The organism is Kitasatospora sp. NPDC059817 (genome assembly GCF_042731835.1).
In the GTDB taxonomy this organism is placed as follows: Bacteria; Actinomycetota; Actinomycetes; order Streptomycetales; family Streptomycetaceae; genus Kitasatospora.
This window is the reverse complement of the sequence record NZ_JBHWIR010000152.1, coordinates 17882-18804: the sequence shown is the minus strand read 5'-3', so window position 1 is coordinate 18804 and position 923 is coordinate 17882. Positions and strand designations below refer to the sequence as shown.

1 pseudogene is annotated in these 923 nt (G+C 79.2%); it reads right to left on the bottom strand.

From position 1 onward, the window contains the following. A pseudogene (locus tag ACFV61_RS26745) lies at positions 1–777 on the bottom strand (primosome assembly protein PriA); the annotation flags it as partial. Positions 778–923: the final 146 nt, after the last annotated feature.

Here is a 923-nt window from a genome sequence, read left to right as displayed (position 1 = left end):
ACCCTGGGGCCGGCCCGCGCGGCGCTGTTCGGTGCGCGCGTGGCCGACCGGGCACACCGACCGCCCCCCGGTCCCCCCGCCGCGCGCGCCGCGACCGCCCTCCCGTGTGGTGTCGCGGGCGCGCGCGATCTCGTACGGCCAGCCGGGGCCGGGCAGCGCCGCCCAGACGGCGCGCGGCGCGCCGCCGTCGGCCAGCGCGGCGAGGAAGTCGGGCCCGGCCGGGTAGCGCTGCCAGCCCCCGGGGGCGGGGGCCGGGGGGCGCGGGAGCGCCGGCGGCGAGGGCTCGGCCTCGGCCTTGGCGTGCCGGGGCGGGACGGCCAGTTGGAGGACGTCGGCGAGGGTGCCGGCGTAGCGGTCGGCGACGGTCCGGCAGAGCCGGAGCAGTTGGGGGGTGAGCACGGGCTCGGGTGAGAGCACCTGGGCGAGCGGGGCGAGCGGGCCGGGGAAGTCGCTCTTCTCCAGCCTGGCGACGATGAACCCGTCGTGCAGTTCCCCGCCCTCGCGCTGGCCCTTCACCACGCGCGCGCCGAAGCGCACCCGCACCCGGGCGCCCGGGCGGGCCTCCTCGGCCATCGCGGCCGGCACCTCGTAGTCGAAGAACTTGTCGATGGTGAGCACGCCCTTGTCCACCACGACCCGGGCCACCGGCAGGTGCTCGGCCCGCTTGGCGCCGCGCCACGTCCGGGGCTTGGCCCGCTTGACCGTCTCCCGGATGAACGCCAGCTGCTCCGGCTCGGCCCCGTTCTCCGTGTTCTCCGTCTCCCCTGTGCTGCTCATCGCTCCCAGTACTACCAGGTCACACCGACAGAACGCACAGAAGCGGGGGCCCCCCCCCCCCCGGGGGGGGGCCGCGGGCGCGCGGTCAGGGGGGGGGGTGGCTGGAGGGCGCGGGGGGGGGGGGCCCCCGGGCGGGGGGGGCGCGC